The sequence below is a fragment of the Streptomyces rhizoryzae genome, assembly GCF_023155275.1.
GTDB classification, from domain to species: domain Bacteria; phylum Actinomycetota; class Actinomycetes; order Streptomycetales; family Streptomycetaceae; genus Streptomyces; species Streptomyces rhizoryzae.
The window spans coordinates 91,806-117,223 of record NZ_JALMUV010000010.1 but is presented as its reverse complement, the minus strand read 5'-3'; the positions used below and the strand labels follow the sequence as shown (position 1 = coordinate 117,223).

Annotated in this window: 25 protein-coding genes and 3 tRNA genes; 7 read left to right on the top strand and 21 right to left on the bottom strand. The window is 75.4% G+C overall.

Features of this window, described 5'->3' with window-relative positions; all coding sequences use genetic code 11:
- Window positions 1-54 precede the first annotated feature (54 nt).
- The 6 genes from MUU72_RS11370 to MUU72_RS11345 all read right to left on the bottom strand — a co-directional run bounded on the left by MUU72_RS11370 (window position 55) and on the right by MUU72_RS11345 (window position 2,602).
- Window positions 55-1,119: a UDP-N-acetylmuramate dehydrogenase gene (locus MUU72_RS11370; protein ID WP_248013069.1), complete on the bottom strand. Its 1,065-nt coding sequence runs from the start codon at window positions 1,117-1,119 to the stop codon at window positions 55-57.
- Between the two features lie 59 nt (window positions 1,120-1,178).
- Window positions 1,179-1,613 (bottom strand): MaoC family dehydratase, encoded by a 435-nt coding sequence (locus tag MUU72_RS11365; RefSeq protein WP_248013068.1) that lies wholly within the window; start codon window positions 1,611-1,613, stop codon window positions 1,179-1,181.
- Between the two features lies 1 nt (window position 1,614).
- A complete protein-coding gene (locus tag MUU72_RS11360) occupies window positions 1,615-2,070 on the bottom strand; it encodes a MaoC family dehydratase N-terminal domain-containing protein (RefSeq protein WP_248013067.1) in 456 nt (151 codons plus the stop codon).
- Between the two features lie 85 nt (window positions 2,071-2,155).
- Window positions 2,156-2,320 carry a 50S ribosomal protein L33 gene (rpmG, locus tag MUU72_RS11355; RefSeq protein WP_006604855.1) on the bottom strand — a complete coding sequence of 55 codons (165 nt, stop codon included), beginning with the start codon at window positions 2,318-2,320 and terminating at the stop codon, window positions 2,156-2,158.
- A gap of 89 nt (window positions 2,321-2,409) precedes the next feature.
- Window positions 2,410-2,482 (bottom strand) — tRNA-Met (locus tag MUU72_RS11350).
- A 47-nt stretch (window positions 2,483-2,529) separates the two neighbouring features.
- Window positions 2,530-2,602: transfer RNA gene (locus MUU72_RS11345), tRNA-Thr, on the bottom strand.
- Between the two features lie 182 nt (window positions 2,603-2,784).
- Here MUU72_RS11345 and MUU72_RS11340 point away from each other — a divergent pair.
- Together MUU72_RS11340 and MUU72_RS11335 are read left to right on the top strand one after the other, a co-directional pair.
- Window positions 2,785-4,041: an amidohydrolase family protein gene (locus tag MUU72_RS11340; RefSeq protein ID WP_248013066.1), complete on the top strand. Its 1,257-nt coding sequence runs from the start codon at window positions 2,785-2,787 to the stop codon at window positions 4,039-4,041.
- A 57-nt stretch (window positions 4,042-4,098) separates the two neighbouring features.
- A complete protein-coding gene (locus tag MUU72_RS11335; protein WP_248013065.1) occupies window positions 4,099-4,761 on the top strand; it encodes an SDR family oxidoreductase in 663 nt (220 codons plus the stop codon).
- Window positions 4,762-4,984: 223 nt separating this feature from the next.
- On the opposite strand, the gene MUU72_RS11330 is transcribed toward MUU72_RS11335, so the two are convergent.
- Window positions 4,985-5,066: transfer RNA gene (locus tag MUU72_RS11330), tRNA-Tyr, on the bottom strand.
- A 188-nt stretch (window positions 5,067-5,254) separates the two neighbouring features.
- On the opposite strand from MUU72_RS11330, the gene MUU72_RS11325 reads away from it, so the two are divergent.
- Both MUU72_RS11325 and MUU72_RS11320 read left to right on the top strand, forming a co-directional pair.
- Window positions 5,255-5,743, top strand: coding sequence for a YajQ family cyclic di-GMP-binding protein (locus tag MUU72_RS11325; RefSeq protein WP_248013064.1), 489 nt, complete (start codon window positions 5,255-5,257; stop codon window positions 5,741-5,743).
- A gap of 215 nt (window positions 5,744-5,958) precedes the next feature.
- The gene (locus MUU72_RS11320) at window positions 5,959-6,561 is read left to right on the top strand and encodes a hypothetical protein (protein WP_248013063.1); all 603 of its coding nucleotides are present in this window, start codon (window positions 5,959-5,961) and stop codon (window positions 6,559-6,561) included.
- 97 nt (window positions 6,562-6,658) lie between these two features.
- On the opposite strand, the gene MUU72_RS11315 is transcribed toward MUU72_RS11320, so the two are convergent.
- The 14 genes from MUU72_RS11315 to MUU72_RS11250 all read right to left on the bottom strand — a co-directional run bounded on the left by MUU72_RS11315 (window position 6,659) and on the right by MUU72_RS11250 (window position 21,413).
- Window positions 6,659-7,051, bottom strand: a complete 393-nt coding sequence (locus MUU72_RS11315; RefSeq protein ID WP_248013062.1) for a YccF domain-containing protein — start codon at window positions 7,049-7,051, stop codon at window positions 6,659-6,661.
- Between the two features lie 98 nt (window positions 7,052-7,149).
- On the bottom strand, window positions 7,150-8,016 hold the full coding sequence (gene htpX, locus MUU72_RS11310) for a zinc metalloprotease HtpX (RefSeq protein ID WP_248013061.1): 867 nt from the start codon (window positions 8,014-8,016) through the stop codon (window positions 7,150-7,152).
- A gap of 198 nt (window positions 8,017-8,214) precedes the next feature.
- On the bottom strand, window positions 8,215-9,750 hold the full coding sequence (locus MUU72_RS11305) for an NADH-quinone oxidoreductase subunit N (protein WP_248013060.1): 1,536 nt from the start codon (window positions 9,748-9,750) through the stop codon (window positions 8,215-8,217).
- Window positions 9,750-11,333, bottom strand: coding sequence for a complex I subunit 4 family protein (locus MUU72_RS11300; protein ID WP_248013103.1), 1,584 nt, complete (start codon window positions 11,331-11,333; stop codon window positions 9,750-9,752). The genes MUU72_RS11305 and MUU72_RS11300 overlap by 1 nt, the downstream gene beginning before the upstream one ends.
- Window positions 11,334-11,350: 17 nt before the next feature.
- Window positions 11,351-13,348: an NADH-quinone oxidoreductase subunit 5 family protein gene (locus tag MUU72_RS11295; protein ID WP_248013059.1), complete on the bottom strand. Its 1,998-nt coding sequence runs from the start codon at window positions 13,346-13,348 to the stop codon at window positions 11,351-11,353.
- Complete coding sequence (gene nuoK / locus MUU72_RS11290; protein ID WP_248013058.1) at window positions 13,345-13,734, bottom strand: NADH-quinone oxidoreductase subunit NuoK; 390 nt, start codon at window positions 13,732-13,734, stop codon at window positions 13,345-13,347. The genes MUU72_RS11295 and nuoK overlap by 4 nt, the downstream gene beginning before the upstream one ends.
- Window positions 13,734-14,324: an NADH-quinone oxidoreductase subunit J family protein gene (locus MUU72_RS11285; protein WP_248013057.1), complete on the bottom strand. Its 591-nt coding sequence runs from the start codon at window positions 14,322-14,324 to the stop codon at window positions 13,734-13,736. Before MUU72_RS11285 ends, nuoK begins: the two co-directional genes overlap by 1 nt.
- The gene (locus MUU72_RS11280; RefSeq protein ID WP_248013056.1) at window positions 14,321-14,950 is read right to left on the bottom strand and encodes a NuoI/complex I 23 kDa subunit family protein; all 630 of its coding nucleotides are present in this window, start codon (window positions 14,948-14,950) and stop codon (window positions 14,321-14,323) included. Before MUU72_RS11280 ends, MUU72_RS11285 begins: the two co-directional genes overlap by 4 nt.
- A complete protein-coding gene (locus tag MUU72_RS11275) occupies window positions 14,951-15,916 on the bottom strand; it encodes a complex I subunit 1/NuoH family protein (RefSeq protein ID WP_248013055.1) in 966 nt (321 codons plus the stop codon).
- The gene (locus MUU72_RS11270; RefSeq protein WP_248013054.1) at window positions 15,913-17,061 is read right to left on the bottom strand and encodes an NADH-quinone oxidoreductase subunit C; all 1,149 of its coding nucleotides are present in this window, start codon (window positions 17,059-17,061) and stop codon (window positions 15,913-15,915) included. Before MUU72_RS11270 ends, MUU72_RS11275 begins: the two co-directional genes overlap by 4 nt.
- Window positions 17,058-17,687, bottom strand: coding sequence for an NADH-quinone oxidoreductase subunit B (locus MUU72_RS11265; RefSeq protein ID WP_248013053.1), 630 nt, complete (start codon window positions 17,685-17,687; stop codon window positions 17,058-17,060). Before MUU72_RS11265 ends, MUU72_RS11270 begins: the two co-directional genes overlap by 4 nt.
- Window positions 17,678-18,079 carry an NADH-quinone oxidoreductase subunit A gene (locus MUU72_RS11260; RefSeq protein WP_248013052.1) on the bottom strand — a complete coding sequence of 134 codons (402 nt, stop codon included), beginning with the start codon at window positions 18,077-18,079 and terminating at the stop codon, window positions 17,678-17,680. The genes MUU72_RS11265 and MUU72_RS11260 overlap by 10 nt, the downstream gene beginning before the upstream one ends.
- 256 nt (window positions 18,080-18,335) lie before the next feature.
- Window positions 18,336-19,520, bottom strand: coding sequence for a CpaE/TadZ family protein (locus MUU72_RS11255; protein ID WP_248013051.1), 1,185 nt, complete (start codon window positions 19,518-19,520; stop codon window positions 18,336-18,338).
- Between the two features lie 771 nt (window positions 19,521-20,291).
- A complete protein-coding gene (locus MUU72_RS11250) occupies window positions 20,292-21,413 on the bottom strand; it encodes a secretion protein snm4 (protein ID WP_248013050.1) in 1,122 nt (373 codons plus the stop codon).
- Between the two features lie 173 nt (window positions 21,414-21,586).
- On the opposite strand from MUU72_RS11250, the gene MUU72_RS11245 reads away from it, so the two are divergent.
- The 3 genes from MUU72_RS11245 (at window position 21,587) to MUU72_RS11235 (ending at window position 25,102) form a co-directional block, all read left to right on the top strand.
- Entirely contained in the window at window positions 21,587-22,831 is a 1,245-nt protein-coding gene (locus MUU72_RS11245) for a sensor histidine kinase (RefSeq protein ID WP_248013049.1), read from the top strand.
- A 176-nt stretch (window positions 22,832-23,007) separates the two neighbouring features.
- Window positions 23,008-24,327, top strand: a complete 1,320-nt coding sequence (locus tag MUU72_RS11240) for a sensor histidine kinase (protein WP_248013048.1) — start codon at window positions 23,008-23,010, stop codon at window positions 24,325-24,327.
- A gap of 115 nt (window positions 24,328-24,442) precedes the next feature.
- Window positions 24,443-25,102 (top strand): response regulator, encoded by a 660-nt coding sequence (locus tag MUU72_RS11235; RefSeq protein ID WP_308403808.1) that lies wholly within the window; start codon window positions 24,443-24,445, stop codon window positions 25,100-25,102.
- The last annotated feature ends 316 nt before the right edge of the window (window positions 25,103-25,418 follow it).

The window sequence follows — 25,418 nt, the reverse complement described above, 5'->3', positions numbered from 1 at the left end:
AGGCCGCTGGGGGCCCGCTGGGGCCCGCTGCCGGCCGGGGCTCGGCCCCGGCCGCTACAGGCTGACGCCGACCGTGACCGGCTCGTTGACGAGCGTGACGCCGAAGGCGTCCCGGACGCCGTCGCGCACCTCGCGGGCCAGCGCGAGCAGGTCCTCGGTGGTGGCCTCGCCCCGGTTGGTCAGCGCCAGGGTGTGCTTGGTGGAGATCCGGGCCGGGCCGCTGCCGTAGCCCTTCCCGAAGCCGGCCCGGTCGATGAGCCAGGCCGCCGAGGTCTTCACCCGGCCGTCGCCGTCGGGGAAGGCCGGCGGCGCGGCGTCCGGGCCCAGCCGCTCCCGGACGCGCCGGACCAGCTCGGCGTGCTCGGCCTCGGTGAGGACCGGGTTGGTGAAGAACGAGCCGGCCGACCAGGTGTCGTGGTCGTCGGGGTCCAGCACCATGCCCTTGCCGGCCCGCAGCGCAAGGACGGTCTCCCGGGCCGTGGCGAGCGGCACCCGCTCCCCCGTGGCCACGCCCAGCGCGCGGGCCGTCTGCTCGTAGCGCACGGGCGCGGAGAGCCCGCCGGCGTCCTCCAGGGCGAACCGCACCCGCAGCACCACGAAGCGGTCCGGGTGCTGCTTGAAGCGGCTGTGGCGGTAGGAGAAGCCGCACTCGGCGGCGGAGAGGGTGACCGTCTCGCCGGCGCGCCGGTCGTAGGCGACGACCTCGGTGAGGGTCTCGGAGACGTCCTGGCCGTAGGCGCCGACGTTCTGGATCGGGGTGGCGCCGGCCGAGCCGGGGATGCCGGCCAGGCACTCGACGCCGGCCAGCCCGGCCCCGACGGTGCGGGCGACGGCGTCGGACCAGTTCTCGCCGGCGGCGAGCTCCAGCGCGGTGCCGTCGAGGGCGAAGCCGCGGGTGGCCAGGCGCAGGGCCGTGCCGTCGAAGCCCTTGTCGCCGATGACGAGGTTGCTGCCGCCGCCGATGATCAGCAGCGGGGTGCCGGTGTCGTCGGCCTCGCGGACGGCCGCGATCACCTCGTCGTCGGTGGTGGCCGTGACGAGCCGGTTCGCGGGGCCGCCCAGGCGGAAGGTGGTCAGCGGGGCGAGCGGGGCGTTCTCTGCTACGTGGCGTTCCTGCACCCGCCCAAGGGTACGGGGGCGGTCCGGCGGTACCGGGCCGGCCGCCCCCCGCGCCCGTCTCAGGCGAGCTTGACCACCGCGCGGGACATGCCCAGCACCTTCTGGCCCGCGCTCTTGGCCGTGAGGTCGACCCGGACGGTCCGCTCGGCGTCGTCGAGCTTGGCCGCGACGGTGGCGCTGACCTCGATCAGCGCGCCGGTGCCGTCATCGGGGACGACGACGGGCTTGGTGAAGCGGACGCCGTACTCGGCGACCGCGCCCGGGTCGCCCACCCAGTCGGTGACCACCCGGATCGCCGAGGCCATGGTGAACATGCCGTGCGCGATGACGTCCGGCAGCCCGACCTCCTTGGCGAACTTCTCGTTCCAGTGGATCGGGTTGAAGTCCCCGGAGGCGCCGGCGTACTGGACGAGCGTGGCGCGGGTCACGGGGAAGGACTGCGCCGGGAGTTCGGTGCCGACCTCGACGTCGTCGTAGGAGATCTGCGCGGTCATCTCAGGCTTCCTCCTCAGCGCGCCGGGCGACGAGTTTGATGAAGGTGGTCACCACGTGCTCGCCGGCCTCGTCGTGCACCTCGCCGCGGATGTCGACGATCTCGTTGCCGGCCATCGTCTTGACGGACTCGATGGTGGAGGTCACGGTCAGCCGGTCCCCGGCGCGCACCGGCCGCCGGTAGACGAACTTCTGGTCGCCGTGGACCACCCGGCTGTAGTCGAGCCCCAGTTGCGGGTCGGCGACGACCACACCGGCGGCCTTGAACGTGATGGCGAACACAAAGGTCGGCGGCGCGATCACATCCGGGTACCCGAGCGCCTTGGCGGCTTCGGTGTCGGTGTGAGCGGGGTTGGTGTCACCGATCGCCTCGGCGAATTCGCGGATCTTTTCCCGGCCGACCTCGTACGGGTCGGTGGGCGGGTACGTGCGTCCGACGAATGACTGGTCGAGCGCCATGGGGCTCGCAACCTCCCTGTACTGGTGTGCCAAAGCCGCGAGGCCGCCCCCAGGAAATGGGGACGGCCTCACGGACGAGCCTGAGTTATCGCGTCTCGCGGTGCGCGGTGTGCGAGTTGCAGCGAGGGCAGTGCTTCTTCATCTCCAGGCGATCCGGGTCGTTGCGCCGGTTCTTCTTGGTGATGTAGTTCCGCTCCTTGCACTCCACGCAGGCCAGCGTGATCTTCGGGCGGACGTCGGTGGCAGCCACGTGAGTGCTCCTTGACGAACAGGTAGGCGATACTAACGCATAGAAGAGTAGCCGACCGGAGGACCGACCCCACAATCGGCTACTGTCAGTAGCGGTGACCGGACTTGAACCGGTGACACAGCGATTATGAGCCGCTTGCTCTACCGACTGAGCTACACCGCTGTGATGTGAGAGTTCCTCGTCCGAGGACGAGGTCCCCCACACATCAGAGCCCCAATACGGAATCGAACCGTAGACCTTCTCCTTACCATGGAGACGCTCTGCCGACTGAGCTATTGGGGCGAGCGAGGAAGACATTACACGGCCCGCCGCCAAACGTGAAATCCGAATCCGCGTCGCGCCCCGCCGGCCCCCCGCACCACACCGGTACGACTATTCCGCGCCTGCGCGGCGCTCTCCCGGCCGCGCCCTAGGCTCGGACCCACGCTGCGTGATCTTGCACGCCCGGGGCTTCGAGGAGCGCGATGTCCGAGAGCAGTTCGCCGCAGCCGGGGAAGCCCGGGGGCGCCGGCCGGTACGCCCGGCCGGATTCCGGCGCGCTGGTCCTGTGCGGCGCCCGGCTCGCCGACGGCCGCACCGTGGACGTGCGGCTGGGCGGCGGGCGCATCGAGGCCGTCGGCACCGCCGGGAGCCTGGCGCCGCAGGGCGCGCGGGTGGACCTCGCCGGCTACCTGCTGCTCCCGGCGCCCGCCGAACCGCACGCGCACTGCGACACCGCGCTGACCGCCGACGAGGACGGGCCGGCCTCCGACTCCCCCGAGGACGTCCAGCGCCGGACCACCGAGGCGGCGCTGCTCCAGCTGGGGCACGGGGCCACCGCCTCCCGGAGCCATGTGCGGATCGGCGGCGTCCGGGGCCTGCGCGCGCTGGAGGCGGTCCTCCAGGCCCGCCGGGCGCTGCGCGGGCTGGCGGACCTGGCCGCGGTGGCGGTGCCCCGGGTGCTGACCGGGGCGGCCGGGGCCAACGGGGTGGCGCTGCTGCGGGACGCGGTGAAGATGGGCGCCACGGTCATCGGCGGCTGCCCGGACCTGGACCCCGATCCGGCCGGGTACGTGGAGACCGTCCTGGAGGTGGCCGGGGAGCACGGCTGCCCGGTGGACCTGCACACCGACGGGGACGATCCGGCGCGGCTGGCGCGGTTCGCGGCGATGTGCGGCGGGCTGCGGCCGGGCGTGGCGATCGGGCCGTGCGCCGGGATGGCCCGGATGCCGCGGAGCGTGGCGTCCCGGGTGGCGGAGCAGCTGGCGGCGGCCGACGTGGCCGTGGTGTGCCTGCCGCAGGGGGACTGCACGGGTCTGGAGCGGAACGGTTCGCGGGTGTCGCGGCCGGCGCCGGTGCGGCTGCTGCGGGCGGCCGGGGTGCGGGTGGCAGCGGGCAGCGGGGCGCTGCGGGACGCGGCCAACCCGGTGGGCCGCGGGGACCCCCTGGAGGCCGCGTACCTCCTGGCGTCCCTGGGCGAGGCCACTCCGGAGGCCGCGTACGAGGCGGTGAGCGCGGCGGCGCGGGCCACGCTGGGGCTGCCGGAGGTGCGGGTCGAGGCGGGCTTCCCGGCGGAGCTGCTGGCGGTGCGCGGGGAGCGGATCGCCGGGGTGCTGTCGCTGGCGTACAGCCGGATCGTGGTCCACCGGGGGCGGGTGGTGGCGCGGACCAGCGCGGTGCGCGAGTACTGCGACTCGGCGGTGGACGTGGCGCTGGAGCTGCCCCGGCAGTCGCAGCGCTGACCGGCGCACCGGCCGGTCCCCGGGTGCGCCGGGGCGGTTCGGCGTACGGTCGGCAGCATGCGCATTGTCATCGCAGGTGGACATGGTCAGATCGCGCGGCGGCTGGAGCGGCTGCTGCACGCACGCGGGGACGAGGTGGCGGGCATCGTCCGCCGTCCGGAACAGGCCGGCGACCTGCTGGCCTCGGGGGCGGAACCGGTGGTCTGCGACCTGGAGTCGGCGACGGTGAGCGATGTCGCCCGGCACCTGGAGGCCGCGGACGCGGCGGTCTTCGCGGCGGGCGCCGGGCCGGGCAGCGGGGCCGCGCGCAAGGACACGGTGGACCGGGGCGCGGCGACGCTGTTCGCGGACGCGGCCGAGGCGGCGGGCGTCCGGCGGTTCGTGGTGGTCTCGTCGATGGGCGCGGACCGGGAGCCGCCGGAGGGCACCGATCCGGTCTTCGCCGCCTATCTGCGGGCCAAGGGCGCCGCGGACGCCGACGTACGGGCCCGGGCCGGGCTGGACTGGACGATCCTGCGGCCCGGCCGGCTCACCGACGACCCCGGTACCGGCCAGGTGACGCTGGCCGACGCCACCGGGCGCGGGGCGGTGCCGCGGGACGACGTGGCGGCCGTCCTCCTGGCGCTGCTGGACGAGCCCGGCACGATCGGCCGGACCCTGGAGCTGATCGGCGGGGACGTCCCGGTGGCCGACGCGGTGCGGAACGTCGCCGCGCACTGAGCCGCGGACGGCGGACGCCCCCGGAAGGCCCTGAGAGCGCGCCTGCGGCGCCCGGACGGCCGCTGGGCGGCCTGCCCGGTACCCGGCCGCCGACAGGCCGTCAGGCGGGCTGCTGTGGCCGGCGGGAGCCCGCCGGCCTCGCGGGCCGCGGCGCGGCGGGGCGTCGGCGCATGCAGAAGAGGCCCTGGAACGCATCGCTGCGATCCAGGGCCTCTTCGGGCTGTGGCGGCGCCAGGATTCGAACCTGGGAAGGCTGAGCCGGCAGATTTACAGTCTGCTCCCTTTGGCCGCTCGGGCACACCGCCGGGGGTGTCGTCGGGGAGACCCGCTGTGCGGCGGTGCTCCCTGGCAACGACGTAAACCATACCCGATGGCAGGGGGTGGTCCGCCACTCACTTCCGCAGCGCTGGATCTTGGCCGGGTGGCTAGGCTTGGCGGGCGGTCCGCGAGGGCCGCATCTCTGATGGATCTACGTACGAGGAGCCAACCCACGATGGCCGACTCCAGTTTCGACATCGTCTCGAAGGTCGAGCGGCAGGAGGTCGACAACGCCCTCAACCAGGCCGCCAAGGAGATCTCGCAGCGCTACGACTTCAAGGGCGTGGACGCGTCCATCCAGTGGTCGGGCGAGAAGATCGAGATGCGGGCCAACGCCGAGGAGCGGGTGAAGGCCGTCCTGGACATCTTCCAGTCCAAGCTGGTCAAGCGCGGCATCTCGCTGAAGGCCCTGGACGCCGGCGAACCGCAGGCGTCGGGCAAGGAGTACCGGATCTCCGCCTCGATGCAGGAGGGGATCTCGCAGGAGAACGCGAAGAAGGTCGCCAAGATCATCCGCGATGAGGGGCCGAAGGGCGTCAAGGCGCAGGTGCAGGGCGACGAGCTGCGGGTCAGCTCCAAGAGCCGGGACGACCTCCAGGCGGTGCAGCAGCTGCTGCGCGGCAAGGACCTGGACTTCGCGATCCAGTTCGTCAACTACCGCTGAGCGCCCCGGAAGGGGCCGTGCGGTGCGCGGTGCGCAAAGGGGGCGGCACGCCACGGGGGTGTGCCGCCCCCTTTGCGTTCGCGGGCGCCCGCCCGAGGGAGGCCGGCGCGGGCGTTAGTGAGGCGTTAGCCGGACGGCGGCGGAGCGTCAGCGGGGGGCGGCAGTCTCGTTCCCAGGAGCCCGCAACACCACGTCGAGAGACCCGGGGGAAGAACATGTCGCACCGCACCGCATTCCGCCATGCCCGCAACGCCGCCGCCGCGGCGGTAATCGCCGTCGCCGCGTTCGGGCTCACCGCCTGCCAGGGAGGCGGCGGCAGCGCCGCGTCCGCGCCCGCCTCGTCGGTGCGCACCCAGGACTCCCCCGCCCCGGGCAAGGCCGCCCAGGGCGCCGCCGACAGCGCGCCGGCGGGCGCCGCGGCGACGTCCGGGAAGCGGTGCACCGACCGGATCAACTACGCGGGCGACCCCCGGTCCAACGCCGAGATCAACTCCATCGGCGACAGGACCGGTCACTGCCCGGCCGTCCAGAAGGGGAGCGGCACGGCGGCGGGCACCCCGAAGAAGTCCGGGGAGCGCTGCACGGACCGGATCAACTACGCCGGCGACCCGCGCTCCAACGCCGAGATCAACTCCATCGGCGCGGACACCGGCCACTGCCCGGCGCCCCAGAAGGGCGGCAGCGCCGCGTCCGGCACTCCCAAGAAGCCCGGGGTGAGCTGCACGAACCAGATCAACTACGCGGGTGACCCGCGGTCCAACGCCGAGATCAACTCCATCGGCGCGGACACCGGTCGCTGCCCGGCGGTCCAGCACTAGCTAGGGGCGCCCGGCGCACAGGGGAGGCCGGAAAGGGGCCGGGGAGCACACGCTCCCCGGCCCCTTTCCGCGCGCCGGCCGCCGGTCCGCGGTGCGGTCAGCGGGTGGCGAAGGGCTGGTCGGTGGGGACGATCTCGCGGCCCAGCGGGAGCAGGGAGATCGGGATCATCTTGAAGTTGGCGATGCCGAACGGGATGCCGATGATCGTCACGCACAGGGCCAGACCGGTGACGATGTGGCCCAGCGCCAGCCACCAGCCCGCGAAGATGATCCAGATCACGTTGCCGATCACCGAGCCGGCGCCGGCGTCCCGCCGCTCGACGGTCGTCCGGCCGAACGGCACCAGGGCGTACCCGGCGATCCGGAAGGACGCGATGCCGAACGGGATCGTGATGATCAGGATGCAGCAGATCAGGCCCGCCAGGACGTAGCCGAGTGCCATCCAGAAGCCGCTGAGAACCAGCCAGATGATGTTGAGGACGAACTTCATGAGCGGCAGCCTTCCAGGGGCGGGGCGATGGGTGTTCCGCCGTCCTAGACGCCGCCGACCACGGAAAACGTTGCACCGCGGGGGCCGGCCGGGCGGGGTCAGGGCCGGTGGCGGCCGGCCATGCGCTCCAGCCGGGCGATGCGGTCGGGCATCGGCGGGTGGGTGGAGAAGAGGCGGGAGAGGCCCTCGCCGGGGCGGAACGGGTTGGCGATCATCATGTGGCCGGCGGTCTCCAGGCGCGGCTCGGGGGGCAGCGGGAGCTGCTGGGTGCCGATCTCCAGTTTGCGCAGGGCGGAGGCGAGGGCCAGCGGGTCGCCGGTGAGCTGGGCGCCGGAGGCGTCGGCCTGGTACTCGCGGGAGCGGCTGACGGCGAGCTGGATCAGGGAGGCCGCGACCGGGCCGAGGAGCATGATGAGCACCATGCCGACCAGGCCGGGGCCCTCGTCGTCCTCCGAGCGGCCTATGGGGATCAGCCAGGCGAAGTTCACCAGGAACATCACGATGGAGGCCAGGGCGCCGGCCACCGAGGAGATGAGGATGTCGCGGTTGTAGACGTGGCTGAGCTCATGGCCGATGACGCCGCGCAGCTCGCGCTCGTCGAGGATCCGGAGGATGCCGTCGGTGCAGCAGACCGCGGCGTTGCGGGGGTTGCGGCCGGTAGCGAAGGCGTTGGGCGCCTGGGTCGGGGAGATGTACAGGCGCGGCATGGGCTGGCGGGCGGCCGTGGAGAGCTCGCGGACCATGCGGTAGAGCTGGGGCGCCTCGAACTCGCTGACCGGGCGGGCCCGCATCGCGCGCAGGGCGAGCTTGTCGCTGTTCCAGTACGCGTAGGCGTTGGTGCCCACGGCGACGAGGACCGCGGCGATCAGGCCCGTACGGCCGAAGAAGCTGCCGATGACGATGATGAGTGCGGACAGTCCTCCGAGGAGTACGGCGGTCCTGAGCCCGTTGTGCCGGCGGTGCACGGTACGCCCTCCAAATGGTGCGGCAGGGGAACCCTTGGCTTCGTTTCTCCACTCTCCAGTGGACCCTTACTCCCTGGTCAACGCGAGAGGGAGAGGGGTGGTTCCCCGGCCCCCGCGCGCCCGGGGGCGGGCGGGGTGCCGCGGTGGGGTGGAGCGGCGGTACGGCCGTACGGGTGCCCGCGCGGGGCGTGCCGCGGCTTACAGGAGGGCGCCGGCGGCGAAGCGGAGGACCAGCTGGGGGGCGCCGGAGAGGGCCACGCCGAGGACGGTGGCCAGGGCCAGGGCGGTGCCCAGGGCGGCCGGGATCCGGGGGCGGGACCGGTCGGCGGGCTCGCCGGCGGTGCCCTCGGCGGGGGCCTCGGCGGGCCGGAAGAGGGCCGCGGTCCACTGGAGGTAGTAGTAGAGCGCGATCACCACGTTGACGGCCATGACGACGGCGAGCCAGCCCAGGCCGGCGTCGACCGCCGCGGAGAAGACCGTGACCTTGGCGAACAGGCCGATGACGCCCGGCGGCAGGCCCGCCAGGCACAGCAGGAAGAAGCCCAGGGCGAGCGCCACCAGGGGGCGGCGGTGGTAGAGGCCCCGGTAGTCGGCGAGGCGGTTGGCGGGGCTGGTGCGGGCCACCAGGGCGACGGCCGCGAAGGCGCCGAGGTTCACCGCCGCGTACATCAGGGCGTAGGCGACGGTGGCGCCGATGGCGTGCGCCGGGTCGTGGGCGTAGCCGGCCGCGGCGATCGGGACCAGGAGGTAGCCGGCCTGGCCGATGGAGGACCAGGCGAGCAGGCGGATCGCGCCACGGGGGCGGGCCGGGTCCTGGCGGAGCGCGGCGGCGTTGCCGGTGGTCATGGTGAGCGCGGCGAGCACGGCCAGCGCCGGGCCCCAGACGTGCGCGTAGGACGGGAAGCCCTGGACGGTGACGAGGATCAGGCCGGAGAAGCCGACGGCCTTGCCGACGACCGAGAGGTACGCGGCGATCGGCAGCGGCGCGCCCACGTAGGTGTCGGGGACCCAGAAGTGGAAGGGGGCGGCGGCGGTCTTGAAGGCGAAGCCGACCAGGGTGAGCGCGACGCCGGCGCCGGCCAGGGTGGCCAGGCGGGGGTCCGGGAGGGCGGTCAGGGCGTGCGCCACCCGGGTCAGGTGCAGGCTCCCGGTGGCGGCGTAGACGAAGCTCACGCCGAGGAGCATCACGGCGGTGGCGGCCACCGAGGAGAGGAAGAACTTCAGCGCCGCCTCGGAGGAGAGCCGGTCGCCGCGCCGCAGGCCGACCAGGGCGAAGGCGGGCAGCGAGGCGACCTCCAGGGCGATGACCAGGGTGGCCAGGTCCCGGGCGGCGGGCAGCAGGGCCGCGCCGGCGGCGGAGGACAGCAGCAGGAACCAGTACTCGCCGGCGGGCAGGCCGTGGTCCTTGACGGTGTCGATGGACAGCAGGGCCGTCAGCAGGGCGCCGGCCAGGACCAGGAACTGGACGGCCAGCGCGAAGTGATCGGCGGCGTAGCTGCACGCCTGGGGGGTGCCGGTCAGGCAGAAGGTGCGCCGGTGGCCGTCCAGGAGGGGCAGCAGCAGGAGCGCCGCGGCAGCCAGGCCGGCGGTCGAGAACCAGCCCAGCAGGGGCTTGCGGGCGGCGGGCAGGAAGAGGTCGGCGACCAGGACGACCAGGCCGGTGGCCGCGGCGAGGGTGGGCGGGGCGATGGCGAGCCAGTCGACGGACTGGACCAGCGAGGTGGCCTGGGACATCACTTACCGCCTCCGAGGAGCTGCTGGACGGCCGGGTTCGTGAGGCCGAGGAGGGCGGCCGGCCACAGTCCGGCCAGGACGGTGAGGACGGCGAGGGGGCCCCAGGCCGCGTATTCGTGGCGCGCGAGGTCGGGGAGGGCGGGGGCCGGGCCGGCGGTCCCCTGTGGCGCGGGGCCGGTCTTCAGGGTGCCGCCCATGCAGACCCGGCGGACGACCAGCAGCAGGTAGGCGGCGGTCAGCAGGGTGCCGAGGCCGGCCAGGGCCATGAAGGTCAGGAAGGCGGGGCGGCTGAGGCCGGCGGCCGGGTGGAAGGCGCCGAACATCGCCAGCATCTCGCCCCAGAAGCCGGCCAGGCCGGGCAGGCCGAGGGAGGCGACGGCGCCGAAGGCGAGCAGGCCGCCGAAGCGGGGCGCGCGGCCGTAGAGGGCGGCGCCGGTGGCGCCCGCGAGGGTGTCCAGGTCGGTGCTGCCCAGGCGGTCCTTGAGGCCGCCGACGAGGAAGAAGAGCAGGCCGGTGATCAGGCCGTGCGCGATGTTGGCGAACAGCGCGCCGTTGACGCCGGTGGGGGTCATGGTGGCGATGCCCAGCAGGACGAAGCCCATGTGGCCGACGGAGCTGTAGGCGATCAGGCGCTTGAGGTCGCCCCGGGCGCCGGTGCGGACCAGGGCGAGGCAGGCCAGCGAGCCGTAGAGGATGCCGGCGGCGGCCAGCGCGGCCAGGTAGGGGGCGACGGTGTGCAGGCCGTCGGGGGTGATGGGCAGGGCGATCCGGACGAAGCCGTAGGTGCCCATCTTCAGCAGGACGCCGGCCAGCAGCACCGAACCGGCGGTGGGGGCGGCGGTGTGGGCGTCGGGCAGCCAGCTGTGCAGCGGCCACATCGGGGACTTGACGGCCAGTCCGATGCCGACGGTGAGCACCGCCAGGAGCTGGACGGTGTGGCTGAGCTGGGCTTTCGGGCCGTTGTCAGTGGCGAGTGCGACCATGTCGAAGGTGCCGGATTTCAGCCCGATGAGGAGGAGGCCGAGCAGCATCACGACGGAGCCGAGCAGCGTGTAGAGGATGAATTTCCAGGCCGCCGCCCGGCGGCCGGCACCGCCCCAGCGGGCGATGAGGAAGTACATCGGGATCAGCACGGTCTCGAAGGCCAGGAAGAAGAGCATCAGGTCCTGGACGGCGAAGGTCGCCAGGGTGCCTGCTTCCAGGACGAGGATCAGCGCCACGAATGCCTTGGGGGACGGGCCCTTGGGCATCACGTAGTAGCTGTAGAGCGCGCACAGGAAGGTCAGCAGCGCGGTCAGGACGACGAGGGGGAGCGAGATGCCGTCGACGCCGAGGTGCAGGCGGATGCCGAGCGCCGGGATCCAGCTGAGGTCGGTGGTGGCCTGCATACGGCCCGGGTGAGCGCGGTCGAAGCCGGCGGCCAGCGCGAGGGTCGCGGCGAGCACCGCGCCGGTGACGGTCACGCCGTGCCGCAGCACGGCCTGGTCGGGGTTCTTCCCCTTCAGGCCGGGCGGGGCCGGCAGCAGCGCGGCGAGCGCGCCGAGGAGGGGGAGGACGACGGAGCCCGCGAGGAGGAGCTGCATGGCGGTGTGGTTCACGGTCAGGCTCCCGTGCCCGTAGCGACGAGGACGGCGGCGATGGCCAGCACGAGCGCGCCGGCCAGCAGTGCCCCGAGGTAGGTCTGCACGTTCCCGGTCTGGGCGCGGCGGACGGCGGCGCCCAGCCAGCGGGGGGCGGCGCCGGCGCCGCGGACGTAGGTGTCGACGACCGCGTGGTCCAGGAAGCGGACCAGCGTCGCGGCGGCGCGGGTGGGCCGGACGAACAGCGCGGTGTAGACGGCGTCGAGGTGGAAGCCGGCGGCGGCGTGGCGGTGCAGCGGGCCGAGCAGGAGCCGGCCGGGGTCGGCCGGGTCCGGGGCGCCGGCGATGTCGCCGTAGGCCGGGGTGTGCACGTCGATGGCCACCTCCTCGGCGACCGCGGGCGACACGTCGGGCACGGCGGCCACCGCGCCGAGCGGGGCGCGGGCGGCGCGGGTGCTGGTGTGGCGCCAGGCGGCGTAGGTGACCAGGCCGCCGACGAGGGCGACGCCGGTGCCGAGCACGGAGGTGGTGGCACCCGGCGCCAGGGAGCGCCCGTCGAACCACGCGGGCAGCAGGGGGGCGGTCAGCCCGAAGCCGACGGTGGGGACGAACAGCACCCACAGCACGGCGTTCATGGCGAGCGGCTGCGGCCCGTGGTCGGGGGCCTCGGGGCCGGTGCCGCGGAAGGCCAGCAGCCACAGCCGGGTGGCGTAGGCGGCGGTGAGGAGGGCGGTGAGCAGACCGGAGAGCAGGACGGTCCAGCCGGCGGCGCCGGGGATGCCGGCGGCGTGACCGGTGGCGGCGTGCTCGGCGGCGCCCAGCACGGCTTCCTTGGAGAAGAAGCCGGCGAACGGCGGGATGGCGGCGAGCGCGAGCAGCGCGACGGTCAGCGTCCAGAAGGCGTCCGGGACGCGCCGGGCCAGGCCGCCCGTACGGGACATGGCGGCGAGCGAGTTGGTGCCCGCGGCGTGGATGACCACGCCCGCGCCGAGGAAGAGGAGGGCCTTGAACGCACCGTGCGACAGCAGGTGGAAGACGGCGGCGCCGCGGTCGCCGACGGCCAGCGCGCCGGTCATGTAGCCGAGCTGGCCGACGGTCGAATAGGCCAGCACCCGCTTGATGTCGTCCTGGGCCAGGGCGGCCAGGGCGGAGCCGACCATGGTCACCGCGGCCATCACCGCGAGCACGACCAGCGCCGCGGCGGAGGCGGCGAAGACCGGCAGGAGGCGGGCGACGACGTAGACCCCGGCGGCGACCATCGTCGCGGCGTGGATGAGCGCGGAGACCGGCGTCGGACCGGCCATCGCGTCCGGGAGCCAGGTGTGCAGCGGGAACTGCGCGGACTTGCCCGCGACGCCGGCCAGCAGCAGCAGCGCGATCAGCGTCGGGTGGTGCAGCCCGTCGCGGGCGATGTGGCCGAGGATGCCGGTGATCCGGAAGGTCCCGGTGTCGGCGGCCAGCGCGAAGATGCCGAACAGGAAGGGGACGTCGCCGAGCTTGGTGACCAGGAACGCCTTGAGGGAGGCGGCCCGGGCCGCCTCGGTCTCCCAGTAGTGGCCGACGAGGAAGTACGAGCAGATGCCCATCACTTCCCAGCCGACCAGCAGCACCATCAGGTCGCCGGTGTAGACGACCAGCAGCATCGCGGAGGTGAAGAGCGAGACCAGCGCGGCGTAGGAGGGGTAGCGCGGGTCGTCCCGCAGGTACGCCGTGGAGTAGATCTGCACGCAGGTCGCCACGGTGCCGACGAGGACGGCGATCAGCGCGGCGAAGCCGTCGATGTGCAGCGCGAGGTCGATGGGGAGCGAACCGGTCGGGGTGAGCCGGGTGGCGACGTCGGTGGCCGGGCCGGCGCCCTGGCCCACCGCGACCGCGACGGTCAGCACGGCCGCGGCGAGCGTCGGCAGGACGGCCAGCGGCCGGACGAATCCGGGCGAGCGCCTGCCGGTCAGGAAGCCGGCGACGGCCCCGAGGAACGGCAGGAGGGGGACGAGTACGGCGGTGGTGGTGAGCGTCACGCGGTGGCCTCCGCCCCGGTGTCCGGCCGCGGCGCCCCGTCCGCGCTGCCCGACCCGTCCGGAGCGGACGGTCCGGCCGGGCGTTCGGCGAGGTCGCGGAGGCGGTCGATGTCGGAGCTGCCGCGGTTGCGGTAGACGAGCAGCACGATCGCCAGGCCGATGCCGATCTCGGCGGCGGCGACGGCGATGGTGAAGAGGGTGAGGGCCTGGCCGGCGTGCAGGGTGTCGCGCAGCCAGACGTCGAAGGCGACGAGGTTGAGGTTGACGGCGTTGAGCATCAGCTCGACGGACATCAGCACCAGGATGGCGTTGCGGCGCGCGAGGACGCCGTACAGGCCGGTGCAGAAGAGGAGGACGGCCAGGACCGCCGGGTAGACCAGGTGCATCAGCGCCGCTCCTCCCCGGCGGTGCCCGGGGCCACGGCCTCGGCGGCGCCCTTCGCCCCGGTGCGGCGGGACAGCACGATCGCGCCGACCAGCGCGGCGAGCAGCAGGACGGACAGCGCCTCGAAGGGCAGCACCCAGTAGCGGAACAGGCTGCGCCCGGAGACCTCGGTGGAGCCCTGGACGGCCCCGCCGAAGTCGATCCACGTGGTGCGGAAGGCGTCGGCGACGATCCATACCAGGGCCGCGGCGGAGGCGCCGGCCACGGTGACGGCGGCCCAGCGGTTGCCCGAGTCGGCGTCCGGGGACGGCCCGATGGGCGCCTTGGTGAGCATCAGCCCGAAGAGCAGCAGCACCACCACCGAGCCGACGTAGATCAGCACCTGCACCCAGGCGATGAACTCCGCGGTGAGCAGGAGGTACTCCACGGCGATCCCGCCGAGGGCGGCCACCAGCCACAGGGCGGCGTGCACCAGCTGCCGGGTGGTGACGGTCAGCAGGGCCGCGCCGAGGGTGGCGAGGCCGACGAGGACGAAGGCGATCTCGACCCCGGTGGGCGAGAGGAAGCCGGGGCCGGCGGCGGCGAGCGTCACGTGCCCTCCTCCCGGGGTGCGTCGGTGCCGGTGGTCCGCGGTGCGGCGGCGGCCTGCTGGGCGGCGAGCTTGTCCGCGGCCTTGCGGGCCGCGGCGATCTCCTTGGGCTCCTCGGCCGCCGGATCGAGCGCGGGCGGCTCGGGCACCGTCCACATCCACGCGCGCAGCTTGTCGCGCTCGTGGGTGAGGTCGCGGATGTCGGTCTCGGCGTACTCGAACTCCGGGGACCAGAACAGCGCGTCGAACGGGCAGACCTCGATGCAGATCCCGCAGTACATGCACAGCGCGAAGTCGATCGCGAAGCGGTCCAGGACGTTGCGGCTGCGCTCCCGGCCGCCGGGGGCGGCCGGCGGCACCGTCTCCTTGTGGGAGTCGATGTAGATGCACCAGTCGGGGCACTCGCGGGCGCACAGCATGCAGACCGTGCAGTTCTCCTCGAACAGCCCGATGACGCCGCGGGTGCGGGGCGCGAGGTCGGGCTGGACGTCCGGGTACTGCGCGGTGACGGTCTTGCGCGTCATCGTGCGGAGCGTGACGGCCAGGCCCTTGGCCAGGCCGGAACCGGGGACGCGGCTCCGCTTGGCGGGCGTCGCGGCGGGGTGGTGGTCGGTCGACGGGCGGGACATTTAGGAGATCACCACCTTGACGATGCCGGTGAGGGCGATCTGGACGAGCGCGAGCGGGATCAGGACGGTCCAGGCGAGCTTCTGCAGCTGGTCCTCGCGCAGCCGCGGGTAGGTGACCCGCAGCCAGATGACGACGAAGCAGAGCGCCGCGGTCTTCACCAGCGTCCACAGCCAGCCCAGGCCGGCGTCGCCGAACGGGCCGTGCCAGCCGCCGAGGAAGAGCACCGCGGTCAGCGCGCTGAGGACGACGATGCCGGCGTACTCGGCGAGCAGGAAGAGCGCGAAGCGGAGGCCGGTGTACTCGGTGTAGGCGCCGAAGATGATCTCGGAGTCGGCGACCGGCATGTCGAACGGCGGCCGCTGGAGCTCGGCGAGCCCGGCGGTGAAGAACACCACGCCGCCGATGATCTGCCACGGCAGCCACCACCAGTGGAAGGCGTCGAGGATGCCGGGCAGCGAGAGGGTGCCGGCGGCCATCGCCACGGACGCGGCGGCCAGCAGCATCGGCAGCTCGTAGGCGAGCAGCTGGGCGGCCGTGCGCAGACCGCCGAGCAGGGAGAACTTGTTCGCCGAGGCCCAGCCCGCCATCAGGGAGCCGAGCACGCCGACGCCCATCACGGCGAGCGCGAAGAAGACACCGGCGTCGAGCGCCTGCCCGACGGCGTTGTGCGGCCCCACCGGGATGGCGATCATGACCAGGAGGTAGGGCAGCAGCGCCACCGCGGGGGCGAGCTGGAAGATCCGCCGGTCGGCGCCGGCCGGGACGACGTCCTCCTTCTGCGCGAACTTGACGCCGTCGGCGACCAGTTGCGCCCAGCCGTGGAAGCCGCCCGCGTACATCGGGCCGAGGCGGCCCTGCATATGGGCCATGACCTTGTGCTCGGTCTGACCGACGACCAGCGGGAGGACCAGAAAGACGACGAAGACGGCGAGGACCCGCAGCACCAGGGCGAGGGTGTCGCTCATGGGGTGTCGCCTCCTTCGTCATCGGGTCGTCGGGCGGGCCGTGCGGGGGGTTCCGGGGCGCGGTCCGGCTGCGCTTCGGGGGCGCGGTCGCGGTCCGGCTGCGCTTCGGGGGCGCGGTCCGGCTCCCGTTCCGCTTCGGCGCCGAAGGCCGGGCGGGCGTGGTGCCAGGGCGCGTCGGAGGAGCGCGGCGCGGCGGCGTCCCGGGGCGCCGGAGCCTCGGTGGCCGGAGCCTCGGTGGCCGGTGCCGCGGGCTCCGCGGCGGCCGCCTGCTGGCTGGCCGAGCCCTCGCTCGCGCTGCGGGTGCGCCGGGCGGGCCGCTCCGGACGGGCGGGCGGGGCGCCGGCCGCGGCGTCCGCCGGGGTGCCGGCCGCGGCCGCCTGCTGGCTCGCCGAGCCCGCGCCCGCGGTGCGGGTGCGCCGGGCCGGGCGCTCGCCCGCGGCCCCCGCCGCCCGCGCACCGCGGGCCGGACGGGCCGGGGCGGGCGGCAACTGTCCCTTGAGCGGCCCCCATTCGTTGGGGTCGGGCACGCCCGGCGGCAGCATCTGGCGCCGCTTGGGCCCGGCGCCCGCGGCCGGCTCCCCCGGCTCCTTGGCCCCCGGCCACGCCTTGGCGACCCGGGCCGCGAGCACGAAGTCCTTGCGCAGCGGGTGGCCCTCGAAGGTCTCCGGCAGGAGCAGCGGCACCAGGTGCGGGTGGCCGGTGAAGTCCACGCCGAACATCTCGTGGGTCTCCCGCTCGTGCCAGCCGGCGCCCGCGAACACGCCCACCGCGGTGGGCAGCACGGGCGCGTCGTGCGGCACGGTGGTCCGCACGACCAGCCGGCGGACCGCCCCGGGGCGGCTCACGTCGGCGAGGTGGGCGCAGATCCGGAAGCCGGTGCCGGGCTCGTCGACGGCGCTCAGCCAGTCGAAATAGGTGCAGCCCAGCTCGTCGCGGGCGGCGGTCAGCGCGCCGGTCCAGGCGTCCGCCGGGACGTCGACGGTCAGCAGGCCGTACGCCAGCTCCGCCGCGGCGCCCGCGCCGAAGATCTCGGCGGCCGGCGCGGGCAGCCAGCCGACGGGCTGCGGCGCCGGCTCGCCGGCCGGCTCCGGGGACGGCTGTGCGGGCTGGTCGGGCTGCTCGGTCCGGTCGGGCTGCTCGCTCATCGGGGTCCCTCTCCGGTGGCCCCGGTGGCGTCCGCGGCCGGGGCGGGCGGCGGGGTCACCAGGCCGCTGCGGAGCGCGGCCGCGGACGGCCGTCCGGCGGTGCCGTAGCGCTCGCCGAGCGACTCCCGGGCGATCTTCTCCTGGAGCTTGAGGATGCCCTGGAGCAGCGCCTCCGGGCGCGGCGGGCAGCCGGGGACGTAGACGTCCACCGGGATGACCTGGTCGACGCCCTTGGTGACGGAGTACGAGTCCCAGTACGGGCCGCCGCAGTTGGAGCAGGCGCCGAAGGAGATGACGTACTTGGGCTCGGGCATCTGCTCGTAGAGCCGCTTGACGGCCGGGGCCATCTTGTCGGTCACCGTGCCGGAGACGACCATCAGGTCGGCCTGGCGGGGGCCGGGCGCGAACGGGATCACGCCGAGCCGGATGAAGTCGTGCCGGGCCATGGACGCGGCGATGAACTCGATGGCGCAGCAGGCCAGGCCGAAGTTGAAGACCCAGAGGCTGTAGCGGCGGCCCCAGTTCAGGACCACTTTCATCGGTTCCGGCGCGAGCCGGGCCAGCGCGCCGAGGCGCCGCGGCTCCGGCAGGGGCACGGGGGCGGCGGAGGCGGGGGTCACGTCCATTCCAGGACGCCCTTCCTGTACGCGTAGAGCAGGCCGACGGCGAGGAAGCCGAGGAAGATGAACATCTCCACCAGCGTGACACCGCCGAAACCGGGCGCGGCGAAGACCGTCGCCCAGGGGAAGAGGAAGATCGAGTCGACGGCGAAGACGACGTAGAGGAAGGCGTAGACGTAGTAGCGGACCTGGGTGTGCGCCCAGCCCTCGCCGACCGGGTCGACCCCGCACTCGTACGTCAGCAGCTTCTCGGGCGTGGGCACGACAGGGCGCAGCAGCCGCCCGGCCCCGAAGGCCACGGCGACGAACAGCACCCCGACCACGGCGATGATCCCGACGGCCGCATAGCCCTGGAAATAGTCCGCGGCGGCGGTGGTGCGTACGGTCGCGTCCGGCACGTCCGCCCCTCGCTCCCTGACTGCGCTTCTTGAAACGACTTTTACACGATCTGTACGGACGGGAGTCTAGGCCCTGCCCCGGGCACGCTCCGCAGCCGCGTGGTGCGCGGATGGCGGGGTTGTCCCCACTTCGCCCGTCCTGGGTGGCCGGCAGCGTAGACGGCCGGCCCGCCCGCCTCTCGAACCGTCTCAGCCAACGGACGGAAAGCGTCCGCATGGCGGGACGACGGTGGTGGCGGGCCACGCGGCGGGCGGATCAGGGGGCGGGGGTGCCGCCGTGGGGGGCGCCGTGCGGGCCGCCGGGCGCGCTGCCGGGCAGGCCGCCGTACGGGCCCGGAGGGGCGGCGGGCGGGGCCGGGTACGGGTGGGGCGCCGGGGCCGGGGGCCGGTCCGGGGCGGGGCCCTGGGGCGGGGGGCGGCGGCGGGACGGGTCGCGGGAGACCGCGCGGTCCATGGCCTCGGCCGCGATCCCGGCGGCGGCCTCCCGGGTGCGGGCCCCCAGGAGCTCCGCCCGGATGGCGCCGCCGGCCGCCAGATGCCGGTCGTAGGGCAGCGGCAGCACGGCCGCGCCGCCGGCGCCCAGGTGCGCGGCGGCCCGCCGGACGTCGACGCCGCTGTCCGGCGCGGGGTGGGTGAGGACGACGACCGTGGTCGGCAGGAGCCCGGGGTGCAGCCCGCCGACCCAGTCCAGTACGGACCGGGTGGCGGCCACGCCCTCCGGGGTGGCCGGGGTGACCAGGACCCGGGCCTGGGTGGTGACCAGCGCGGTGCGCGCCACCTCGGCGGGCAGCGTCTCGCAGTCCACGACGGTGGCGGCGAAGTGCCGGCGCAGCGTGGTCATGACCACGCGGTAGGTGTCCAGGTCGAGCCGGGTCCCGATGGCGCCCTGGCTGCCGGGCAGCAGCCAGCCGCCGCCGGCGAACGGCAGGAGGTAGCCGGTCAGGTCGGTGATCAGCATCGACGGGTCGAGGATCTGCGCCAGGTCGCTGCCCGACCAGCGGACCTCGCGGGCGCCGAGCCGGTGCGGCAGGGTGCCCAGCGCCGGGTCGGCCTCGACGGCGAGCACCGGGTCGGGGCGGTAGTGGGCGTAGGTCAGCGCCAGCAGCGCGGCGACGGTGGACTTGCCCGCGCCGCCGCGGATGCTGGACACCGCGATCTGCCGGCCGCTGGTGACCGGCTGCTGGATGGCGTGCGCGGCGCGGGTGAGGGCGGCCGTCTCGGCGGCGGGCGAGGACGCGAACACCTTGCGCAGGGCGCGGCCCGCGCGCCGGGCCAGCGGGTCGCCGCGGCGCGGCCGGGGCTGCCCGTCGGCCAGCTCGGGCGGCAGCAGCGGCACCGAAACGGGCGTCCGCACCGGCAGCGCGCCGGAGCCGTAACGGCCGGGGGCCGGGGCAGGGGCCGGGGCCGCCGGGGGCACGGGGGCGGGTGCCGGTGCGGCCACCGGGGTGAGCGGGGTCGCGGTGGGCGGTGCGGCCGGAGGGAGGGGTGGGGACGGAGGGGCCGCGGCTGCCGCGGGGGGCCCGGGGGCCATCGCGGGCGCGGGGATCACCACGCTCGCGGGAGTCACCCCGGGCGCCGGGGGCACGGGGGCCGCCGCGCCCGGAGCAGGGGCCGCCGCGCGGGCAGGGGCCGTCGGGGCCGGGCCCGGGTGGCCCGGTGGCGGGTCGAACGGGGACGCGGCGGGCGGCGCCACGGGGGCGGCCGGCGCCACCGGGGCGGCCGGAGCGGCCGGGGCCGCGGCCGCCGCGGGCGTCGGGTGATCCACCGGTGCCGTCGCCGCCATCGGCGCCTGCCCCGGCATCGGCACCGGCACCGGCACCGGCACCGGCACGGGCCCGTTACCCGTCCCGGACAGCTCCTCGTGTCCCGTCGTCACCGTTCCGCACCTCCTTCCGCGCCCGCGTCGCCCTCATTGCCCACGCCGTCCACCGTGCCCTCGTTGCCCGCCCCGCCCTCGTGGCGCTCGTGGCCTTCGCGGTGGTCGCCGCGTCCGGGGCGGGCGGGACCGGTACCGCTCCCGTCGCCCCGGGAACCCAACTCCCGGGCACGGCCGGAACGTTCCGGCGCCGCAGGGTCTTCACAGAACGTCCGCGTCACCCGCGTCGCCCGCGCCGTGCGGGCCGTCCGCGTCATGCGGGCCGTCCGCGTCATGCGGCTCGTCCGCCTCGTCTCCGCCGGCACCGGCGCTCCCCTTCCTCCGCCCATCCCGCCGTCAGGCCCCGAACGGCAGCAGGCCGTAGAGCCCGAACGCGCCCAGGCCCGCCGGGATCAGCGCCACCATGCACACCGACTCGGCCAGGTCCAGCCGGCGTCCCAGCCGCTCCCGCCGCGGCTGGGGCAGCCGTACCGCGAGCGCCGCGACCGGCAGCGCGGTCAGCACGCACAGCGCGGCGAGCGCGAGCGCCGGGGCGCCGCCGTCCACCGCGCAGCGCACGACGAGCCGTACGCACACCGCGGTGCCGGCGGCGAGCAGGGCGGCCACCTCCACGGCCAGCGGGTAGGCGCGGGCCCGGGAGAGCAGGACGACGGCGAGCAGCACGGCGGTGAGCACCGGCCACGGCCCGGGCCCGCCCGCCGCGAGCACCCCGGCCGCACCGGCCGAGGCGGCCGGCACCAGGGTGGCCGGGGCCAGCCCGCGGTGGGCGGCGGCCAGTGCGGTGGCCACCCGCTGGCGGCCGACCGGACTGCCGCCGGGCTGCCGGTCGTCGAGCCGGGTCAGCCCGGCCGTGCGCAGCGCCAGCCGGGGCAGTGCGCCCAGTGCCAGGACGGAGAGGAAGCCCAGCGCCACACCGGCCCGGACCGGGCCGGCCGGCAGCAGCAGTTCCCAGGCGCCGACGGCCACGGCGGCCGCGGCGGCGCCGGCCGGCCCGCCGCGGACCGGGCCGTTCCGCAGTCCGAGCAGGGCGAGCGCGGCCGCGGCGGTCAGGCCGGTGGCGGCGAGCCGGGCGGGTCCGGCGGGCGCCGCGTACCAGGCGGCGAGGAGGCCGAGGGCGGTGCCGGCGAGCAGCAGCGCGGTACCGGGGGCGCGCCGGCCCGGGGCCGCGGTGAGCACCGCCCCGCCGGCCGCGGCCAGGGCCGCCGCGGCGGCCAGCCAGCGGGCGGCGCCGCTGCCGTACCAGGCGAGCGCGCAGCTCCCGGTGACGGCGGCCAGCAGCACGGCGGCCACCAGCGCGGTCCGGGTGCGGGCGCGGTCGTCCCAGCGGCCGCCGGCGGGCGCCGGGAGGTCCGTTCCGGCGGGGTCCGCCGGGGCCGCCGGCCGGCCGCCGCCGTGCGCTTCCGCTCCCGTGCCGGCGCCCGTCGTCGCACTCGTCATGTCCACGCGGCCGTTCTGCACCGCAACACCATACGGTCCCGCCGCCGCGGGCTGTCCACGGCGTCCCGCGCCAATCCGGGCCCGCGCGGCGGGAGGTGACGGGCCGCCGGGCGGCGGAGGTGGGGGATACCCCCGGGCCGCCACCCGACGGCCCCCATGGCCCGGGGGCGGGCGGGCCCGGCAAGCTGGGGCGCATGACGGAACGTTCCCGCCCCGCCGCCGACGACGAGACCGCCGCGGAGGAGGTGCCGCTCCCGCCGCCCCGGGCGCCGCTCGGCCGCTGGACCTGGCGCGAGATCGGCTATCTGCTGGTCAACCTCCCGCTGGACGTCCTGGCGTTCGCGGTGCTGGTGGTGTGGCTGGTGCTCGGCCTGGCGCTGTCCGTCACCGTCATCGGGCTGCCGCTGCTGGCCACCGGCCTGGCGGCCTGCCGGCTCTACGGGAAGCTGGAGCGGACCCGGGCGCGGGCCTGGCTCGGGGTGGCGGTGGCGGAGCCGAGCCGGCCGCGGTCCCGGGAGCGGGGCCTGACCGGATGGCTGCGGTCGCGGCTGGCGGACCCGGTGGCCTGGCGCCACGCGCTGTTCACCGTCATCCGGCTGCCGTGGGGCATCCTCACCTTCGCGGTCGTCCTGGTCTCCCTGCTCGTGGCCTGGCCGGTGCTGCCGTGGCTGGCCCGCTGGCTGTCCAACGCCGACCGGGCGATGGTGCGCGGCCTGCTGTCGCCCTCCGACGAGCTGGAGCGGCGGATCGCCGAGCTGGAGTCGGACCGGATGGCGGTCACCGACACCGCCGCCGCCGACCTGCGGCGGATCGAGCGGGACCTGCACGACGGCGCCCAGGCGCGGCTGGTGGCGCTCGCCATGGGGCTGGGGCTGGCGAAGGAGAAGCTGGCCGAGGGGCGGGCCGACGCGACCGTGGCGGCGATGGTGGACGAGGCGCACGGCGAGGTGAAACTGGCCCTCCAGGAGCTGCGCGACCTGGCCCGCGGCATCCACCCGGCGATCCTCACCGACCGCGGGCTGGGCCCGGCGCTGGCCTCGCTGGCCGGACGCTGCACGGTGCCGGTCAGCACGTCCGTGGACCTGGCCGAGCGGCCCGCCCCGGCGATCGAGGGCATCGTCTACTTCACCGTCTCCGAGCTGCTCCAGAACGTCTCCAAGCACAGCGGGGCGCGGCAGGCGTCGGTGGAGGTGTGGCGGTCCCGGGACCGGCTGCTGTTCCAGGTGCACGACGACGGGCGGGGCGGGGCGCGGCTGGACGGCGGCAGCGGGATGGCCGGACTGGCGGAGCGGCTGGGCGCGGTGGACGGGCTGTTCGTCCTGGACTCGCCGGCGGGCGGGCCGACCCGGGTGACGGCGGAGGTGCCCTGGCGCCCCCGGCCGGCCGCGGGCGCGGCGCCGCGTACGGGGCGGCGGGCCGGGCGGGCGGAACGGCGCTGAGCGGGCCGCGTACGGGGCAGCGGGGCCGCCCCACCCACCCGGGGTGGGGAAAACCCCCGCCGGGGACTGCGAGCAGCCGCATGGCCCGGCGGGCGGCGGTCGCCGACCCTGGAGCGAAGCCGGCACGGGCCGGCCGCGGCCCCGGCCGCCGAGGCACGACGGACGGACGACGAGACATGGACACCGCGTACTGCGCCCCACCACCGCAGGCCCCCGGCCACCGGGTCCCCGCGGGCCTGCGCGCCCCCTTCTCCGGGCGCACCTGGCGGGAGTTCCTGCACCTGTGCCTGAGCCTGCCGGTGGCCTGCCTGATGTTCGCCTACGCGGTCGCGGTGGTGAGCACGGGCGCCGGCCTGCTGATCACCTTCCTGGGCATCCCGGTGCTGGCCGCCGGGCTGGCCGGGGCCCGCGGACTGGGCGCCCTGGAGCGGGCCCGGGCGCGGGCGCTGCTGGGGCTGGAGGTGGCCGGGCCGCGGCCGCTGCGCCCGGCCCGGCCGGGCCCGATGGCGTGGACGGTCGCGCTGCTCCGCAGCGGGGCGTCCTGGCGCCACCTGCTCTACGCGTTCGTGCACTTCCCGTGGGCGCTGGGGGCGTTCGTCCTCGCCGTGACGTGGTGGGCGGTGGGGTGGGCGCTGCTGAGCTTCCCGCTCTGGTACCGGCTCGTCCCCGGGTACGCCGGGCTGCCGCGCCTCCAGCTGTGGGGTGGCGGCGGCACCGTGGTCTACGTCAGCCCGGGGGTGGCGGCGGGGATCAGCGGCGCGGTCGGGCTGCTGCTGGTGCTGGCCGGGCCGTGGCTGTTCCGCGGGCTGACGCAGGTGGACCGGCTGCTGGTGCGCGGGCTGCTGGGGGCGTCGCCGCTGGCGGCCCGGGTCAGCGAGCTGGAGTCGGACCGCGGGGTGCTGGCCGACACCGCCGCCGCGGACCTGCGGCGGATCGAGCGGCAGCTGCACGACGGCGCCCAGGCCCGGCTGGCGGCGCTCGCCCTGGACCTGGGCCTGGCGAAGGAGAAGCTGGCCGAGGACCCGGACGCGGCGGCCCGGCTGGTGGACGCGGCGCACGGCGAGGTGAAGACCGCGCTCCAGGAGCTGCGCGACCTGGCCCGCGGCATCCACCCGGCGATCCTCACCGACCGCGGGCTGGGCCCGGCGCTGTCCGCGCTGGCCGCGCGCTGCCCGGTGCCGGTCGCGGTCCAGGTGGACCTGGCCGAGCGGCCCGCCGCGGCGATCGAGGGCATCGCCTACTTCACCGTCTCCGAGCTGCTGCGCAACGTCGCCGGGCACAGCGGCGCGCGGCGCGCCGCGGTGGACGTGTGGCGGAGCGGCGGGCAGCTCATGGTGCTGGTGGCGGACGACGGCCACGGCGGCGCGGACCCCGGCGAGGGCGGCGGGCTGGCCGGGCTCGCGGCGCGGCTGGGCTCCGTCGACGGCGTACTCGTGGTGGACTCCCCGCCCGGCGGCCCGACCGCCGTCACCGCCGAACTCCCCTGGCGCGGCTGACCACCGCACCCCCTCCCCTCCCCCGTTCCGGACCGGATGCTGGAATGCTGGGGCACGACCGAGTTGTGCGGAACGTGGGGGAAGCGTGGGGGGAATCGACGTCGTGGACGACAGAGTGCGGGTGGTCATCGCCGAGGACTCGGTGCTGCTGCGGGAGGGCCTGACCCGGCTCCTGACCGACCGCGGGCACGAGGTCGTCGCGGGCGTGGGGGACGGCGAGGCGCTGGTGCGGACGGTCGCCGCGCTGGCCGCCGCGGGCACCGCGCCGGACGTGGTGGTGGCGGACGTGCGGATGCCGCCGACGCACACCGACGAGGGGCTGCGGGCCGCGATCCGGCTGCGCCGGGACCACCCGGAGGTGGCGGTGCTGGTGCTGTCGCAGTACGTGGAGGAGCAGTACGCCACCGAGCTGCTGGCCGACGCCGGCCGGGGCGTGGGCTACCTGCTCAAGGACCGGGTCGCCGAGGTGCGGGAGTTCGTGGACGCGGTGGTCCGGGTGGCCCGGGGCGGCACCGCGCTGGACCCCGAGGTGGTGGCGCAGCTGCTGGGCCGCAGCCGCAAGCAGGACGTGCTGGCGCACCTGACGCCGCGGGAGCGCGAGGTGCTGGGGCTGATGGCCGAGGGCCGGACCAACTCCGCGATCGCCCGGCAGCTGGTGGTCAGCGACGGCGCGGTGGAGAAGCACATCAGCAACATCTTCCTGAAGCTGGGCCTGGCACCGAGTGACGGGGATCACCGCCGGGTGCTGGCCGTGCTGGCCTATCTGAACTCCTGACGGAGCTGACACCGTGTCAGCAGAGCGCGGTCCCGGCCGGAGATCCGGCCAGGCCGCGGCCGGTGCCCGCCCCGCCCCGGTCCCGCGGCCCTCGCACCAATGGACGAGGCCGGCGGAGTGCCGGTGCGTCATGGAGACAGGGGCGACGGGGGCAGTGATTCGATGACAAACCATGCCAGAACGGTGTCTCATCCCGCGGTCCACTATGTGATCGACCCAGGGAAGGGCACCCTTACCCAAGTACGATGGTTATGGGACAACCGGTCGGTACGACCCGTCCCACGCCCTGCGTCCGGCGGGGATGCCGCACCCCTTG

Excerpts from the sequence above, each read along its gene's own strand:
- MUU72_RS11365 (WP_248013068.1), bottom strand. The coding sequence starts at position 1,613 with ATGACCGCGCAGATCTCCTACGACGACGTCGAGGTCGGCACCGAACTC.
- MUU72_RS11360 (WP_248013067.1), bottom strand. The coding sequence starts at position 2,070 with ATGGCGCTCGACCAGTCATTCGTCGGACGCACGTACCCGCCCACCGAC.
- MUU72_RS11340 (WP_248013066.1), top strand. The coding sequence starts at position 2,785 with ATGTCCGAGAGCAGTTCGCCGCAGCCGGGGAAGCCCGGGGGCGCCGGC.
- MUU72_RS11335 (WP_248013065.1), top strand. The coding sequence starts at position 4,099 with ATGCGCATTGTCATCGCAGGTGGACATGGTCAGATCGCGCGGCGGCTG.
- MUU72_RS11325 (WP_248013064.1), top strand. The coding sequence starts at position 5,255 with ATGGCCGACTCCAGTTTCGACATCGTCTCGAAGGTCGAGCGGCAGGAG.
- MUU72_RS11320 (WP_248013063.1), top strand. The coding sequence starts at position 5,959 with ATGTCGCACCGCACCGCATTCCGCCATGCCCGCAACGCCGCCGCCGCG.
- MUU72_RS11315 (WP_248013062.1), bottom strand. The coding sequence starts at position 7,051 with ATGAAGTTCGTCCTCAACATCATCTGGCTGGTTCTCAGCGGCTTCTGG.
- MUU72_RS11305 (WP_248013060.1), bottom strand. The coding sequence starts at position 9,750 with ATGTCCCAGGCCACCTCGCTGGTCCAGTCCGTCGACTGGCTCGCCATC.
- MUU72_RS11300 (WP_248013103.1), bottom strand. The coding sequence starts at position 11,333 with ATGCAGCTCCTCCTCGCGGGCTCCGTCGTCCTCCCCCTCCTCGGCGCG.
- nuoK (WP_248013058.1), bottom strand. The coding sequence starts at position 13,734 with ATGCACCTGGTCTACCCGGCGGTCCTGGCCGTCCTCCTCTTCTGCACC.
- MUU72_RS11280 (WP_248013056.1), bottom strand. The coding sequence starts at position 14,950 with ATGTCCCGCCCGTCGACCGACCACCACCCCGCCGCGACGCCCGCCAAG.
- MUU72_RS11275 (WP_248013055.1), bottom strand. The coding sequence starts at position 15,916 with ATGAGCGACACCCTCGCCCTGGTGCTGCGGGTCCTCGCCGTCTTCGTC.
- MUU72_RS11270 (WP_248013054.1), bottom strand. The coding sequence starts at position 17,061 with ATGAGCGAGCAGCCCGACCGGACCGAGCAGCCCGACCAGCCCGCACAG.
- MUU72_RS11265 (WP_248013053.1), bottom strand. The coding sequence starts at position 17,687 with ATGGACGTGACCCCCGCCTCCGCCGCCCCCGTGCCCCTGCCGGAGCCG.
- MUU72_RS11245 (WP_248013049.1), top strand. The coding sequence starts at position 21,587 with ATGACGGAACGTTCCCGCCCCGCCGCCGACGACGAGACCGCCGCGGAG.
- MUU72_RS11240 (WP_248013048.1), top strand. The coding sequence starts at position 23,008 with ATGGACACCGCGTACTGCGCCCCACCACCGCAGGCCCCCGGCCACCGG.